Annotated in this window: 15 protein-coding genes; 7 read left to right on the top strand and 8 right to left on the bottom strand. The window is 69.9% G+C overall.

The window, feature by feature from the left end; translation table 11 throughout:
* Positions 1-2 precede the first annotated feature (2 nt).
* The gene (locus IEV93_RS11785) at positions 3-557 is read right to left on the bottom strand and encodes an NAD(P)H-dependent oxidoreductase (protein ID WP_188489845.1); all 555 of its coding nucleotides are present in this window, start codon (positions 555-557) and stop codon (positions 3-5) included.
* Between the two features lie 186 nt (positions 558-743).
* Here IEV93_RS11785 and IEV93_RS11780 point away from each other — a divergent pair, with 186 nt between their 5' ends.
* The gene (locus IEV93_RS11780; RefSeq protein WP_188490551.1) at positions 744-1,325 is read left to right on the top strand and encodes a TetR/AcrR family transcriptional regulator; all 582 of its coding nucleotides are present in this window, start codon (positions 744-746) and stop codon (positions 1,323-1,325) included.
* Here the strand turns inward: IEV93_RS11780 and manA are convergent.
* From manA to IEV93_RS11765, 3 genes are read right to left on the bottom strand one after another with little or no spacing between them, the layout of a single operon-like run.
* Entirely contained in the window at positions 1,286-2,590 is a 1,305-nt protein-coding gene (manA, locus tag IEV93_RS11775; protein WP_188489843.1) for a mannose-6-phosphate isomerase, class I, read from the bottom strand. The two genes, IEV93_RS11780 and manA, sit on opposite strands and share 40 nt — an antisense overlap.
* Positions 2,590-3,687, bottom strand: coding sequence for a hypothetical protein (locus IEV93_RS11770; RefSeq protein ID WP_188489841.1), 1,098 nt, complete (start codon positions 3,685-3,687; stop codon positions 2,590-2,592). Before IEV93_RS11770 ends, manA begins: the two co-directional genes overlap by 1 nt.
* A 19-nt stretch (positions 3,688-3,706) precedes the next feature.
* Complete coding sequence (locus tag IEV93_RS11765) at positions 3,707-5,110, bottom strand: phosphomannomutase/phosphoglucomutase (RefSeq protein ID WP_229705051.1); 1,404 nt, start codon at positions 5,108-5,110, stop codon at positions 3,707-3,709.
* A 71-nt stretch (positions 5,111-5,181) separates the two neighbouring features.
* On the opposite strand from IEV93_RS11765, the gene IEV93_RS11760 reads away from it, so the two are divergent.
* Positions 5,182-6,267, top strand: a complete 1,086-nt coding sequence (locus tag IEV93_RS11760) for a phosphatase PAP2 family protein (RefSeq protein ID WP_188489839.1) — start codon at positions 5,182-5,184, stop codon at positions 6,265-6,267.
* Here IEV93_RS11760 and IEV93_RS11755 read toward each other — a convergent pair.
* The gene (locus IEV93_RS11755; protein ID WP_188489837.1) at positions 6,238-6,654 is read right to left on the bottom strand and encodes a DUF3499 domain-containing protein; all 417 of its coding nucleotides are present in this window, start codon (positions 6,652-6,654) and stop codon (positions 6,238-6,240) included. The two genes, IEV93_RS11760 and IEV93_RS11755, sit on opposite strands and share 30 nt — an antisense overlap.
* Positions 6,655-6,771: 117 nt before the next feature.
* On the opposite strand from IEV93_RS11755, the gene IEV93_RS11750 reads away from it, so the two are divergent.
* Entirely contained in the window at positions 6,772-7,281 is a 510-nt protein-coding gene (locus tag IEV93_RS11750) for a metallopeptidase family protein (RefSeq protein ID WP_188489835.1), read from the top strand.
* A 35-nt stretch (positions 7,282-7,316) separates the two neighbouring features.
* Here the strand turns inward: IEV93_RS11750 and IEV93_RS11745 are convergent, their stop codons facing one another.
* Positions 7,317-7,646 carry a WhiB family transcriptional regulator gene (locus IEV93_RS11745; RefSeq protein ID WP_229705050.1) on the bottom strand — a complete coding sequence of 110 codons (330 nt, stop codon included), beginning with the start codon at positions 7,644-7,646 and terminating at the stop codon, positions 7,317-7,319.
* A gap of 318 nt (positions 7,647-7,964) precedes the next feature.
* Between IEV93_RS11745 and cofD the strand changes: the two genes are divergently transcribed.
* The 3 genes from cofD to IEV93_RS11730 are packed head-to-tail and all read left to right on the top strand — an operon-like array spanning position 7,965 to position 10,965.
* The gene (gene cofD, locus IEV93_RS11740; protein ID WP_188489833.1) at positions 7,965-9,002 is read left to right on the top strand and encodes a 2-phospho-L-lactate transferase; all 1,038 of its coding nucleotides are present in this window, start codon (positions 7,965-7,967) and stop codon (positions 9,000-9,002) included.
* Positions 8,999-10,384 carry a coenzyme F420-0:L-glutamate ligase gene (locus tag IEV93_RS11735; protein ID WP_188489831.1) on the top strand — a complete coding sequence of 462 codons (1,386 nt, stop codon included), beginning with the start codon at positions 8,999-9,001 and terminating at the stop codon, positions 10,382-10,384. The genes cofD and IEV93_RS11735 overlap by 4 nt, the downstream gene beginning before the upstream one ends.
* Positions 10,381-10,965 (top strand): NUDIX hydrolase, encoded by a 585-nt coding sequence (locus IEV93_RS11730; RefSeq protein ID WP_188489829.1) that lies wholly within the window; start codon positions 10,381-10,383, stop codon positions 10,963-10,965. Before IEV93_RS11735 ends, IEV93_RS11730 begins: the two co-directional genes overlap by 4 nt.
* On the opposite strand, the gene glgC is transcribed toward IEV93_RS11730, so the two are convergent.
* Positions 10,952-12,169 carry a glucose-1-phosphate adenylyltransferase gene (gene glgC / locus IEV93_RS11725; protein WP_188489827.1) on the bottom strand — a complete coding sequence of 406 codons (1,218 nt, stop codon included), beginning with the start codon at positions 12,167-12,169 and terminating at the stop codon, positions 10,952-10,954. The two genes, IEV93_RS11730 and glgC, sit on opposite strands and share 14 nt — an antisense overlap.
* 123 nt (positions 12,170-12,292) lie before the next feature.
* Between glgC and glgA the strand changes: the two genes are divergently transcribed.
* Positions 12,293-13,465, top strand: coding sequence for a glycogen synthase (glgA, locus tag IEV93_RS11720; protein WP_194446394.1), 1,173 nt, complete (start codon positions 12,293-12,295; stop codon positions 13,463-13,465).
* Here the strand turns inward: glgA and IEV93_RS11715 are convergent.
* The gene (locus tag IEV93_RS11715) at positions 13,462-14,301 is read right to left on the bottom strand and encodes a putative RNA methyltransferase (RefSeq protein WP_188489825.1); all 840 of its coding nucleotides are present in this window, start codon (positions 14,299-14,301) and stop codon (positions 13,462-13,464) included. The genes glgA and IEV93_RS11715 overlap by 4 nt on opposite strands.
* Positions 14,302-14,303 lie beyond the last annotated feature (2 nt).

Here is a 14,303-nt window from a genome sequence, read left to right as displayed (position 1 = left end):
GGTCAGACAGTGACCCCCACGGCGCCGACCAGATCAGCCACCGCGGACCGGACCTGCTCGACCAGTTCGGGTACCTCCGAGACCGCGCGGCCGTCGAGTTCCGACGTGGCGATGCCGAGCTCCACGCTGTCCACCACCTTGCCGCCGGCGATGCCGACCGACTTGCGCGCGTCCTCCTGCGACCACTTGCCGGCGTACCGGCCCAGCGACGCTCCGATGACGGCGACCGGCTTGTCCTTCAGAGCACCGTTGCCGTACGGACGCGAACCCCAGTCGATCGCGTTCTTCACGACGGCCGGGATGGTGCCGTTGTATTCCGGCGTCACGATCAACACGGCGTCGGCGTCGGCCAGCGCGGTGCGCAGGGCGTCGACGGCCGGATCGAGCGGCTCGACATCGAGGTCCTCGTCGTAGAACGGGACGGTCGCGAGACCCTCGTAGATCTCGATCGACACCGACTCCGGCGCGCCGGCCGCGGCCAGCTCGGCCACCTTGCGGTTGATCGACTCGGCACGCAGGCTGCCCACCAGGGCCACGATCTTCACGGACTCGGACATTCCACCTCACTCCTCTGATCGCCGCGGCCGCGCTCGGCGGTCACGACTGAAACGGTTCGCACCCGATCAACCGGACCAGGGTCCGTATCTATTCCACGCCCGTCAACGATTACGCTCACCGGTGTGGCAACCAGTGGCGGGTCGAGATCCTCGGGTACCCCGACGCCGTCCGCACTGACGCTGACCATGGCGGGCCCGGGCGAATCCGAGCGCTCCGACGCGATCCGCAACCGCGCCCTGCTGCTGTCGGCCGCCAAACGACTCATCGACGATCACGGCGCCGCCGCGGTGACCATGGATGCGGTCGCGCGCGAGGCCGGCGTCGGCAAGGGCACCGTGTTCCGACGGTTCGGCGGGCGGGCAGGGCTGATGATGTCGCTCCTCGACCACTCCGAGACCGAGATGCAGCGCTCGTTCCTGTCCGGGCCACCGCCGCTGGGCCCGGGAGCCCCGGCCGTCGAACGCCTCGTGGCCTACGGGCGCGCCCGCCTGACGATGGTCTGCGCACACCTCGACATCCTCATCGAGGCCGACGACGCCTCCGGCCCGGGACGCCTGGCGCATCCGGCTCACCGCGTCGCGGTCATCCACGTGCAGACGTTGTTGGCCGACATGGGTTTCGGCGACGCGGTGCCCACCGTCTCACTCGCACTGCTGGCCCCGCTCGAGGCCGCCTCGGTGCATCACCTGATGGTGCACGAGGGCCTGACCGTCGAGGTCATCGGCGATCAGTGGGAGCGGCTCGTCGATTCGCTCGCGCCCGCCTGACCCGACTCCTCGGTCCGCGGACCGACGCCCGGCACCAGTGCGCGGAAGAACACCGACCGGCTCGACGCGGCGCGGACCACCACGTCGGGGTCGGAGTCGCCGAGCCACGCCGACGACCCCGCGGGTACCGACAGCACCCGGCCGTCGGGGGTCCGGATCTCGATCGTGCCGGCGATCACCGTCAGGATCTGCGGTCCGGCGACGTCGAACGAGATCGACGACGTCCGCTGCAGCCCGGTGCCGTCGAGCTCGACCCGGGAGAGCCGGAACTCCGACGCGGGCGTGGAGTAGATCCGTTCGGCCCCGAGCGTGTGGATCCCGGGCAACAGCTCCGACGGCGCGGTCGGCGTGAAATCGAGTACCGCGAGCAGTTCGGGGACGTCCATGTGTTTCGGCGTCAGTCCGCCGCGGAGCACGTTGTCGGAGTTGGCCATCACCTCGACGGCGGTTCCCCGCAGATAGGCGTGCAGGTTGCCCGCCCCGAGGTACAGGCCCTCCCCCGGCATCAGCCGGATCCGGTTGAGCAGCAACACGGTCAGCACACCCGGGTCCATGGGGTAGGCCTCGCCGAGTTCGAGCACCGTCTGCAGCTCGCGGGTGAAACGGCGATCGCTCCGGCCGAGGTAGGCGATCGCCCCCTCGAGAACGGGCGGGATGAGGGCCTGCATGATCACGTCGGGCAGCGTGAGCCACGTGGTGAACAGCGCGCGCAGTCCGTCCGAGTCCGGCTGTCCGGCAAGCAGACCCAGGTAGGGATCGAGCTCGGCGACCTGCAGGTCCCGGAGCAGCTCGATGGTCGTGGCCGGATCGCGGAACCCGGCGAGGGCGTCGAACTCGGTGAGGGCCACCACGAGTTCGGGCTTGTGGTTGTCGTCGCGGTAGTTGCGATTCGTCGCACCGACGGGGATCCCGGCCGCGTTCTCGCGGGCGAAACCGGCCCGCGCCTGCGCGAGCGTCGGGTGGGCCTGCAGCGACAGCGGCTCGTCGGCCGCGAGGATCTTGACCAGGAACGGCAGGCGGTCGGCGAAGGTCTGCGCGCACTCGCCACCGAGCTCGCCGCGCGGATCGGTGTCGATCACCGACAGCAGATCGGCCGGCGCGTCGGTCGCCTCGTCGTCGACCACGACCGACGGCGCCCCGGGGTGCGCACCGAACCAGAGTTCGGCCTCCGGGTGCGGCGACGGCGTCGGGCGACCCCGCATCGCGGCCAACGCCGTTCGTGACCCCCACGCGTACGGCCGGACGATGCCCTCGAGCAGCCGCATCAGTGCGCCCCCGTCAACCGGAGATAGATCGCCGCCATCTCGATGCGCAGCGACAGCACCAGGAGATGGATCAGATCGTCCGGGGTGTCGCCTACCTCGTCGGGGCGTCCGGGTTCGGGCAGTCGCGGGTCCAGTCCGGACACGGCCACCACGTCGGCATCCGGGAGGATCGACATCCGTTGGTGCACCGACCATTCCGACGACGGCGTGGTGATCACCTGAACCCGGACGGGTCGCTCGACGGGTCCGTCGAACTCCGGATCGTGGAAGATCGAGTCGACCGGCGCCGATTGGTCCACCGGCCGGCCCGCGGCTCCGGCCACCGCCTGCGCCAGGTCACAGCCCACGCTGCTCACCCCGGCGATCGAGTACATCGTGCGGGCGGCGTGCTCGGCGACGACGGTCGCCGCGGAGGTGTCACCGGCCCAGGCGATCGACCGGTCGGCGACGCGCGCGGCCAGGCCCTTGGCCGCGTTGTGGAACACCTCGTTGCCGGGGTGTGCCGCGGCGGCCTCGTCGTCGAGTGCCTCTGCCAGCGCCCCCAGGTCCACCCGGGGACCGGTCGAGCGCACGGAGGTCAGCGCCCCCAGCACCGCGAGCAGCGCCACCACGTGCCCGACGAACCGGAACTCCGGCGGTGCGGGGATGCGCGGCGAGAGGTTCAGGGCCGATCCGCCCGCGGCCTCGGCCAGGGGCCCCTCCAGGGGGACGTCGACGACGAGCTCGGCGCGGCGCCGGGTGGCCCGGGCGGCGGCATCTGCGAAGGTCAGGTCGCCGGCGTCGTCGCCCACCAGCACCACCAGGTCGAGCGGACCGATCCAGCCGGGCAGCCGACCCGCCACGACGATCGGGACGTCGATGCGTGCGGCCGTCGTGGTGACGACGAGGTCGGCGGCGGCCGACGCGGTCCCGCCGCCCACCACCAGGACGACGGCACGGGGCCGGATGTCGGCGAGCGGCGCGAGCACCCCTTCGCGGACCGCCTCGTCGACTGCTCTGACCTGTGCGCCGGCCATGGCGGCCAGCCGCAGGCGGCCGTCGACGTCGGCCGCCTGGAGGCGGTCCACGTCGTCGAGGTCGGGGGCACCGGTGAGCATGGGTTCTACGGTATCGGCGTCAGGCCCGGACGATGGCCAGGATGCGCTCGACCAGGGCGTCGATCCGTGCCGGGTCCGGCGCCTCGGCATTGAGACGCAACAGTGGTTCGGTGTTCGACGCCCGCAGGTTGAACCACGAGCCGTCGCTGAGACTGACCGTGACCCCGTCGAGTTCGTCGATGTCGGTGGCGTCGTCGGCGAACGCCGCGACCACCTCGGCCGTCCGCGCGGGGGCGTCGGCCACCGTCGAGTTGATCTCGCCCGACGCGCTGTAGCGCTCGTAGTCGGCGAACAGTTCCGACGCGGGCTTGTCTGTCCCACCCAGCGCCGCCAGGACGTGCATGGCCGCCAACATCCCGGAGTCGGCGTTGAAGAAGTCGCGGAAGTAGTAGTGCGCCGAGTGCTCGCCGCCGAAGACGGCCCCGGTCTGCGCCATCTGCGCCTTGATGAACGAGTGTCCGACGCGCGTGCGGACCGGCGTCCCACCCAGTTCGGTGACCAACTCCGGCACGGCACGCGAGGTGATCAGGTTGTGGATGATCGTCGCGCCGGGGTTCTTGGCCAGCTCGCGGTCGGCGACGAGACCGGTGACCGCGGACGGCGACACCGGCTCGCCGCGCTCGTCGACGACGAAGCAGCGGTCGGCGTCCCCGTCGAACGCCAGTCCGATGTCGGCGCCCGTCTCGCGCACGAACGCCTGCAGATCGACCAGGTTCTTCGGGTCGAGCGGGTTGGCCTCATGGTTGGGGAAGGATCCGTCGAGCTCGAAGTAGAGTGAACGCACAGTGAACACCGGGGAATCCCCCAGCACCGCCGGAACAGTGTGACCACCCATGCCGTTCCCGGCGTCCACGGCGACCGTCAGCGGTCTGACACCAGAGAGATCGACGAGTTCGTGCAGATACGCCGCGTAGTCAGCCAGCACGTCGCGCTCGGTGATCGTCCCCGACGGTCCGTCGTACCCGGGCACCCCGTCGACCAGTTGTCCGGCGATCGTCGCGAGCCCAGAGTCCTGTCCGACCGGCCGGGCACCGGAGCGGCACAGCTTGATCCCGTTGTAGGCGGCCGGATTGTGGCTCGCGGTGAACATGGCGCCGGGTCGGTCGAGCACGCCCGAGGCGAAGTAGAGCTGGTCGGTCGAGGCGAGTCCGATCAGGACGACGTCGAGGCCCTGGGCGCACACGCCGTCGGCGAAGGCCCGGGCCAGCGTCGGGGACGACTCACGCATGTCGTATCCCACGACCACGGAGGTCGAGCCCTCCGAGCGCATCAGTCCACCGAAGGAGCGTCCGACGTCGCCGACGAACTCCTCGTCGATCTGCTCTCCGACCAATCCGCGCACGTCGTAGGCCTTCACCACCGCGGCGACGGACTCGGTGGTCCGGCTCGTCCTGGCGTCGGACACCCTGGTCGGGTCTGGCACGTCGGTGCTCCTCGGTTCGATTCGATCTCGTCTTGTCGATGTGCGCACAGCTTAGTGGTTGGACGACGTCGATGACCGATGTGCAATCACCTCCGACGCAGCCGAAGTCGTCCGCGACGACCACGGCGTCGTCGGCCGGCATGGTCCGTCTGCGTTATGCCGCGATCACAGTGTGGGCCGTGACCCTGGCCGTGCTGACGGTGACCCGGGTGATGTCGTTCGATTTCCTGTGGATCCTGATCGCGATCGGCGCCGGCCTGGTGGCCACGAGCATCGGCCGACGCAACCCGCTGCTGGTGGTCCGGGACTGGCTCCCGTTCGGGCTGGTGCTGTTCGCCTACGACTCCACCCGCGGCGTCGCGGCGTTCCTCGGCATGCCCACCCGCTGGAATCTGGCCGTCGACGCCGACCGGTGGATGTTCGGCGTCGTCCCGACGGTGTGGTTGCAGGAGCACCTCAAGCACGCTGACCCGCAGTGGTGGGAGGTCATCACCAGCGTGGTCTACATGTCCTACTTCATCGTCCCGTACGCGTTGGCCGCCTGGCTGTGGCTGCGCGATCGCACGTCGTGGCGTCGTTTCGTCACCCGGTTCGTCGTGCTGTTCCTACTCGGACTGGTCGGCTACATCCTCGTGCCCGCCGCTCCCCCGTGGGCCGCCGCGCAGTGCACCCAGTCGCAGATCGCCGACGGCCCCGCGTTCCCCGCGTGTCTCAAGACGAGTCCCGACGGCGTCCCCGACGGTGGACTGCTGGGAACCGTGGCACCGCGCGAGGACGGCGCCCCGTTCGTCGAACGCATCTCGAGCCGGGGCTGGGACGTCCTGCACATCGGACCGGTGCGCGACGTCGTCGAGGTGGGCCAGGAGCGGTCCAATCAGGTGGCGGCGATCCCGTCGCTGCACGCCGGACTCACCGGACTGTTGGCGATGTTCATGTGGCGACGCACCCGGAAACTGGGCCGGACGCTGTGGGTCGGCTACGCCGCGGCGATGGCCTTCACGTTGGTCTACTCCGCCGAGCACTACGTGTTCGACCTCGTCCTCGGTTGGGGACTCGCGGCGCTGGTCATGCTGGGTTGCGGTGCGGCCGAACGGTGGTGGAGCGCCCGCTCCGCCGAGAAACCGGTGTCAGTCGACCGGGTCGGGCAACACGCGTAGGTGACCGCGACGGCCCGGCCGGGGCCGGTTGGCCGCCGACACGGGTGCGGGCGGGGTGTGCCACGCGGAGTGCTGGGCCGACCGGGCGGCCACGTCGGTTCCCGAGGCACTGCGCAGTCCGCCGGCCTCGCGGACGGCCTCGGCGAGCGCGGTCAGGTCGTCCTCGTCGCCGAACGGGGCGGCGAACCCACCCTCGCTGCGCATCATCTCCCAGCCGCGCGGAACGGTGATCCGGCTGGCGTGCAGGTCGCACAGATCCCACGAGTGCGGCTCGTCGGAGGTGGCGAGCGGTCCCACCACCGCGGTCGACTCGGCGTAGACGAACGTCAACGTGGCGACCGCCGGTTGGGCACAACCGGGCCTGCAGCACTGACGGGGGAGCCTCACCATGCGAGATTAGCCCGACGGGCCGCACGGACACCGCAGACACACCCGGCGTGGCGCCACCGACACGCCATCGTGACACTCGCGTGGCCGGGGAGTGGTCGTGTCTACACTCTCGCCATGGCCAGGACTCTGCACCCACTCGACGCGCGCGACGGAGGATCGCTGCGCCGCGATCGCCGTGGTCATCGTCGCGACCGTCGTGGTCGGGGTCTGCGGTCCACGTTGTTGCCGCCGGGCGTGCCCGCGGCGAACACCCGCTCGGAGTCGTTCGACCTGGTGGTGCTGGAGGCGTTCGCCGAGATCGACGCGCAATGGCACGACCAGCTGGGCGATCTCGATCTCGCGGTGGACGAGATCCCGCGCATGCTCCCCCGCGATCCGGAGACGGTGCAGTGGCCCGACGAGGTCACCGCGGACGGTCCGATCCCCCTGGCCCGACTGCTGCCCGCCGGCATCGACACGGCCGGGCGGCCGTCCAAGGCCCGCATCGTGCTGTTCCGTCGCCCGCTCGAGTCGCGGGCCGACAAGGGTGCCGATCTGCTCGACCTGGTGCACGAGGTGCTGGTGCAGCAGGTGGCGACGCACCTCGGTGTCGACGAGGACACCATCGACCCGAACCCGCAGTAGCGCGCTCGAGCCGAGAAGCGTTGCCGCTCAGTCGGTCAGATGATGCCGCGCTTGAGGCGGCGACGTTCGCGCTCGGAGAGACCGCCCCAGATCCCGAAGCGCTCGTCCTTGTGCAGGGCGTACTCCAGGCATTCGGGCTTGACCTCGCATCCCTGGCAGATGCGCTTGGCCTCGCGGGTCGATCCGCCCTTCTCGGGGAAGAACGCCTCGGGGTCGGTCTGGGCGCACAGGGCGCGGTCCTGCCACTGGTCCTCGATGTTGTCGAACAGCGCATCGAAGTCGTCGGGGACAATGCTCAGGTGGGGCGCCTGTGGTGCGGGCGCGTGCGAATGAAGGCCGTTGCTCATCAGGTTCTCAGAAGTCATCGCCGGGCCTCCTCATCTCGGATAGAAAGTGGTGTGGGTGTTCGCCTGTGCCGTAATCTGCCCGGATTCGAACATGTGATCGAATTCGAAGCGGCTCAACGATTCTCGATCACGAAACGATAATGACACTGATGTGATTAGACACGGCGGGCACTGGTGCGGTCAAGCGGAACAGCCAAATTCCCAATACCACCCGGCGCCGACGATTCGGTGTCTCGACACGACAGGTGTGTCGCGGAGCACACCGGCCGGCCCCTCCGGCCCGCTCGCCGCCCGCGTGCGGTCACCCCCGCCGGCTCCGCACTAGAGTAGGTCGTCGTGAAGACAACGGTTCTCGTCGGCGGCGTCGGGGGCGCGCGATTCCTCGACGGCGTGCGCCACCTCCTCGGACCGACCCCGTTCCCGGCCGGTGCGGGCGACGGCGATTCGGCGAACTCGGTGACCGCGGTGGTCAACATCGGTGACGACGCCTGGATGCACGGCGTCCGGATCTGCCCCGACCTCGACACCTGCATGTACACCCTCGGCGGCGGCATCGACACCGAGCGCGGGTGGGGCCGCGAGGACGAGACGTGGAACGCCAAGGAAGAACTCGCGGCCTACGGTGCCGACCCGGACTGGTTCGGACTCGGTGATCGGGACCTCGCAACGCATCTCATCCGCACGCAGATGCTCGACGCGGGATACCGTCTCTCCGACATCACCGAGGCGCTGTGCAAGCGGTGGCAGCCCGGTGTGCGCCTCATCCCGGCCACCGACGATCGCCACGAGACCCACGTCGTGGTCAACCGCAGCGGCGATGTGCTCGGCGCGGGCGCCGGCTCCCCGTCACCGGACGACAAGGTCGCGATCCACTTCCAGGAGTGGTGGGTGCGCTACCGCGCCAAGATCCCCACGCACGGGTTCGCGCAGGTGGGCTCGGACGACGCGAAGCCGGCACCCGGCGTGCTCGACGCCATCGCCGACGCCGACATCGTCCTGCTCGCCCCGAGCAACCCGGTCGTCAGCATCGGCGCGATCATCAGCGTCCCCGGCGTGCGTGCTGCGTTGCGGACGACGTCGGCGCCCGTCGTCGGCATCTCCCCCGTGATCGGCGGCGCCCCCCTGCGCGGCATGGCCGACGAGTGTCTGTCGGTGATCGGGGTCGAGACCACCGCCGAGGCCATCGGGGCCCACTACGGCGCCCGTTCGGGCACCGGCATCCTCGACGGTTGGCTCGTCGCCCCCGGCGACACCGCCGACATCCCCGGGGTCGCCACCCGCGCGGTGCCGCTGCTGATGACCGAGCCGAGTGCGACGGCCCAGATGGTCCGCGACGCCTGTGATCTCGTGGGCGTCCCCGTGACCCCGGCATGAGCGACACAGGCACAAGCGACCTCGGCCCGGTCGCGCACGTCCCCGCCGATCACGCGGCCACCGGCGAGATCACGCTGATCGCGGTACCGGGGCTCCCCCGCTTCACCGTCGGTGACGACATCGCCGGCGAGATCGCCCGGGCGGCCCCCGATCTGCGGGACGACGACATCCTCGTGGTCACCAGCAAGATCTTCTCCAAGGTCGAGGGACGCATGGTCACCGCGCCGAGCGACCCCCACGAGCGGGACGTGTTGCGCCGCACTCTCGTCGAGAACGAGTCCGTTCGTGTCCTGGCCCGCAAGAACCGCACACTGATCACCGAGAACGCGCTCGGGATCGTGCAGGCTGCCGCCGGGGTCGACGGCTCGAACGTCGACACCGATCAACTCGCGCTGCTGCCGGTCGATCCCGACGCCAGCGCGCGGGGTCTGCGCGCGGCGCTCGCGGAGCGGCTCGGCGTTCAGGTCGCGGTGGTCGTCACCGACACCATGGGTCGCGCCTGGCGCAACGGGCAGATCGACGCGGCCATCGGCGCCGCGGGCATCGCCGTCACCCACCCCTACGACGGGACCGTCGACCGGCACGGCAACGAGCTGATCGTCACCGACATCGCCGTCGTCGACGAGATCGCGGCCGCCGCTGACCTGGTCAAGGGGAAGCTCGGCGAGACCCCCGTCGCCATCGTGCGGGGACTACACCCCCGCGACAACGGTTCGAGTGCGCGCGATCTCGTCCGCCCCGGGGAGGACGACCTGTTCTGGCTGGGGACGAACGAAGCCATCGAACTCGGCCGCGGACAGGCCCTGCTCACGCGCCGGTCGGTGCGCGCCTTCGCGGACACCCCGGTCGCCGAGGACGACATGCACGCCGCCTTCGCCGAGGCGCTCACCGCCCCGGCGCCACACCACACCCACCCGGTGCGGTTCGTGTGGGTCCGTGACCCCGACCGCCGCCGACGTCTGCTCGACGCCATGGCCGACCGCTGGCGGACCGATCTCGAAGCCGACGGCAAGACAACGGAATCGGTCGAGCGTCGGATCGCCCGCGGTCAGTTGCTCTACGACGCCCCCGAACTCGTCGTCCCGATGCTGACGATGGACGGCGCACACGACTATCCCGACTCCGCACGGGCGACGGCCGAGCACACCATGTTCACCGTCGCCGTCGGCGCCGCCGTCCAGGGATTGCTGGTCGCGCTGTCGGTACGCGGTGTCGGGAGTTGCTGGGTGGGCTCGACGATCTTCGCGCGCGATGTGGTCACGACCGAGCTCGAGGTCCCGGCCGAATGGGAACCGTTGGGCGCCATCGCCATCGGCCATTCGCTGGACGCGCCCACGCTGCGCACGCCGGCCACGACCGACGGTCTGGTGGAGATCCGATGAGTACCGCGAGTCTGCACACGTCGGCGACGGAGATGCTCACCGGCTGGGAGATCACCGACCGTTCGCAGGATTCGATGCGACACACCGTGCTCGCGTTCCTCGCCGCGCGAGACGACGCGTGTCTGCGCAGCTGCGCGCCGGGCCACCTGACGGCGTCGACGTTGATCCTGGACCACACCGGCACACACACGCTGCTGACGCTCCACCCACGGGTCGGCGCGTGGATCCAGGTGGGCGGGCACTGCGAGGAGTCCGACGACACCCTGCGCGACGCCGCGGCCCGCGAGGCGCGCGAGGAATCGGGTATACCGGATCTGTCGCTGTCGGTGAACCCGATTGCGCTGCACACACATCCGATCACCTGCTCGCTGGGAGTCCCGACCCGTCACCTCGACGTCCGGTTCCTCGGGATCGCACCCGAGGTCGACGGCGGCGGACTACCCGACATCGTGCGCAGCGACGAATCGGTCGATCTGCGATGGTGGCCGGTCGACGACCTGCCCGACGACACCCATCGACCCGAGATGGGCGACCTGGTGGCCGCGGCACTCGCCGCGGCCAGGGGCGTCAGCCCAGCCTGACGCCCTTGCCGACGGCGACCACACCGCCCGCACTGACCGCGTACTTCTCGCGGTCGCGTTCGAGTTCGACACCGAGGATCTCGCCGGGTCCGACGACCACGTTCTTGTCCAGGATCGCCTTGCGCACCACCGCGCCCCGACCGATGCGGACACCGGGCATGAGCACACTGCCCTCCACCGTGGCGCCGTCCTCGATGATCACGTTGGAGCTGAGCACCGAGTTGCGCACCGTGGCCGCGGAGATGATCGATCCCGCGCCGACCACCGATTCCTGCGCCAACCCACCGTGGACGAACTTTGCGGGCGCCAGGTTCTCGGCGGCACCGCGGATCGGCCACCGACGGTTGTAGAGGTTGAACACCGGGTGCACCGACACGAGATCCATGTGCGCGTCGTAGAACGCGTCGAGCGTCCCCACGTCGCGCCAGTAACCCTTGTCGCGCTCGGTGGCCCCGGGGACCTCGTTGTCCTTGAAGTCGTAGACGTGGGCCTCGCCCCGGTTCACGAAACCCGGGATGATGTCGCCGCCCATGTCGTGGTCGGAGTCGCTGTCCTCGGCGTCGGCGCGGATCGCCTCCACCAGCGCGGAGGTGGTGAACACGTAGTTGCCCATCGAGGCGAACGTCGCCTCGGGATCGTCCGGTGTGCCGGGCGGGTCCGTCGGCTTCTCGAGGAACTGCGTGATCCGACCGGACTCGTCGGCGTCGATGCATCCGAACGCGAACGCCTCACTGCGCGGGACGCGGATGCCCGCGACGGTCGCCGCCGCCCCGGACTCGATGTGCGCCTGCACCATCTGCTCGGGATCCATCCGGTACACGTGGTCGGCACCGAAGACCACGATGTAGTCCGGCTCCTCGTCGTAGACCAGGTTGAGTGACTGGAAGATCGCGTCGGCGCTGCCGGTGTACCACCGGGGCCCGAGGCGCTGCTGCGCCGGGACGGGCGTGATGTATTCGCCGTTGAACCCCGACAACCGCCACGTCTGGGAGATGTGCCGGTCGAGCGAGTGCGATTTGTACTGCGTCAGCACGCACAGACGTTGATACCCGGCGTTGACCAGGTTGCTGAGGACGAAGTCGATGAGGCGATACGCGCCACCGAACGGGACGGCGGGTTTCGCGCGGTCCATGGTCAAGGGATACAAACGCTTTCCCTCGCCGCCGGCGAGCACGATCCCGAGCACGTGCGGCTGTGATCTCACACTGTCCAACTTATCCGCCATTGGGGTTCCCGGCTACGTTCTGCGACGATCCGCCCGTCTTCGCCGGCGCCACCCCGGGTCGGTGTGATGGCGAGATCCGGCGCACCGGGATAGCGTTCGGGTATGCGAGTGGCGATGATGACGCGCGAGTATCCGCCCGAGGTCTATGGAGGCGCGGGTGTCCACGTCACCGAGCTCGTCCGCCACCTGCGGTCGTTGGCCGAGGTGGATGTGCACGCCATGGGCGCCCCTCGGGACACCGCGCAGGTCTACACCGCGGACCCCGGACTGACCGGCGCCAACGCCGCTCTGACGACACTGTCGGCCGATCTGCGCATGGTCGCGGGCGCGGCCGACGCCGAGGTGGTGCACTCGCACACCTGGTACACCGGCCTCGCCGGCCATCTGGCCGCACAGCTCTACGACGTGCCTCACATCCTCACCGCGCACTCGCTCGAACCACGGCGACCGTGGAAGGCCGAGCAGCTCGGCGGCGGCTACCGGGTGTCGAGTTGGGCCGAGCGCAACGCCATCGAGTACGCCGACGCGGTGATCGCCGTCAGCGCCGGGATGCGGGTGGACGTCTGCGACGCCTACCCCCGACTCGACCCGGAGCGGGTCCATGTGGTGCGCAACGGCATCGACACCGACATCTGGTTCCCCGAACCCGACCCGTTCGCGGGCGAGTCGACATTGGCGTCACTCGGGGTCGACCCGGACCGACCCATCGCGGTGTTCGTCGGTCGGATCACCCGGCAGAAGGGGGTCCGACACCTCGTCGCGGCCGCCCACTCCTTCGACCCCGATCTGCAGCTCGTGCTGTGCGCGGGCGCCCCGGACACCCCCGAGATCGGGGCGGAGATCGCCGCCGCGGTCGACGAGCTGTCGGCCACCCGCGACGGCGTGTACTGGGTCCAGGAGATGCTGCCCACCGACCGGATCCGCGAGATCCTCTCGGCTGCGGTTGTTTTCGTCTGCCCCTCGATCTACGAGCCGTTGGGGATCGTGAACCTCGAGGCCATGGCCTGCGGCACCGCGGTGGTCGCCTCCGACGTCGGCGGGATCCCGGAGGTCGTGCGCGATCAGGTCACCGGGCTACTCGTGCACTACGACGTGGCCGACGAGTCCGCGTTCGAGGGCGCACTCGCCTCGGCGGTGAACTCCCTCGTCGCCGACCCCGCGCGCGCATCGGAGATGGGCGTGGCGGGCCGGGAACGGGCGATCGCCGAGTTCTCCTGGGGCTCGATCGCCGAGCAGACCATGACCGTCTACAACACGGCGCTCTCGGCGCGCTAGCGCGTCCGGTCGGTCTGCGCCTCGTAGCGCGACACCGTCACCGAGCACACGACGTCGACGCGCTCGGCGAGTGCGGCGGCGCGATCGGTGATCTCGTCGGCGGACAGGTGATACGCCGACGGGCCCATCGTGACGATGTCGGCAACCAGGCCACGGTCAAGAGTCATCGTGTGTTCCACCGAGATCCGCTCGGTGCGGGTGAACGCGGCGCCGAGGGTGTTGCCGATCCGTTCGGGCTTGGCCGGGTCGACGCCGATCATGCCCATGGACTCGACGATCTCGGCGAGATGTCGGGGGGTCGGGGTCACCACCACCAGCGCACCGCCCGGGGACAGAACACGGGCGAACTCCGCGACATTGCGCGGCGCGAACACCGACAGCACCGTGTCGACGCTGTCGTCACGTACCGGAAGTCGTTGCCACGCATCGGCGATGACCGACCCGATCCGCGGGTGGGCACGGGCGATGGCCCGCGCGCCCGCCTTGGACAGGTCCAGTCCGACCCCACGCGCATCGGGGCCCTGCCCATCGAGGCACCTGCTGAGGTATTGGCCGGTCCCCGCACCCACATCGAGGGTCACCGCACCCTCGGTGAGCTCAACGACGGCATCGCCGATGGGTTCGTAGAGACCGGAGCCGAGCACACGCTCACGCGCCGAGACCATCGCGACGGAATCGGAGTGCAGCTTCCCGGCGGAACCGGACAGCAAGGACACGTACCCCTGGCGCGCGATGTCGAAGGTGTGCCCGCGGTCGCAGATGACCGAGGACTCATCGATGTCCAGGTCACCCTGGCACACCGGACAATCGAGAAGATCGATGATCGCCGACAACATGT

Origin of the sequence: Williamsia phyllosphaerae (assembly GCF_014635305.1) — a bacterium.
Lineage (GTDB): Bacteria > Actinomycetota > Actinomycetes > Mycobacteriales > Mycobacteriaceae > Williamsia_A > Williamsia_A phyllosphaerae.
The sequence above is the reverse complement of the archived record's forward strand: the minus strand, read 5'-3'. Positions and strand labels throughout refer to the sequence as shown.